Genomic DNA, 770 nt, shown 5'->3' with positions numbered 1-770 from the left:
GAAAAGGCCCACGGCCCTCACGGTCTGGTGGCGGGGACGACCGGTTCTGGTAAGTCCGAGATGATTCAGTCTTATATCCTGAGTCTAGCGGTCAATTTCCACCCCCACGATGTGGCTTTCTTGCTTATCGACTATAAGGGTGGGGGAATGGCCAACCTCTTCAAGGACCTGCCTCACTTACTAGGAACCATCACCAACTTGGATGGAGCCCAGTCGATGCGGGCTTTGGTGTCTATCAATGCCGAGTTGAAGCGCCGGCAACGGCTCTTTGCGGAAAATGAGGTTAACCACATCAACCAATACCAGAAGAAGTATAAGAATGGGGAAGTCCGTGAACCTATGCCCCATCTCTTCCTGATTTCGGATGAGTTTGCGGAGTTGAAGGCTAACCAACCAGACTTTATGAAGGAGCTGGTCTCTACGGCCCGGATTGGGCGGTCCTTGGGGATTCACCTGATTCTTGCGACCCAGAAGCCATCTGGGGTGGTCGATGACCAAATCTGGTCCAACTCTCGCTTTAAGATTGCGCTCAAGGTGGCTGACCGGAGTGACTCTGCGGAGATGCTTCGGACCCCGGATGCGGCCGAGATTACCCAGGTGGGTCGGGCCTACTTACAAGTCGGCAATAATGAAGTCTATGAACTCTTCCAATCTGCCTGGTCGGGGGCTGATTACCAGCCGGACAAGGAAGACCAGGGGATTGAGGACCATACCATTTACTTGATTAACGACATTGGTCAATATGAAATTTTAAATGAAGATTTAAGTGG

General features: G+C 51.8%; 1 protein-coding gene. It reads left to right on the top strand.

From position 1 onward, the window contains the following. The coding region (locus tag C4K46_RS10510; RefSeq protein WP_275946385.1) for an FtsK/SpoIIIE domain-containing protein at window positions 1–770 on the top strand (770 nt) is incomplete at both ends.

The sequence above is a fragment of the Streptococcus oricebi genome, assembly GCF_017883985.1.
GTDB classification, from domain to species: Bacteria; Bacillota; Bacilli; order Lactobacillales; family Streptococcaceae; genus Streptococcus; species Streptococcus oricebi.
This window is presented reverse-complemented; position numbering and strand designations above follow the sequence as displayed.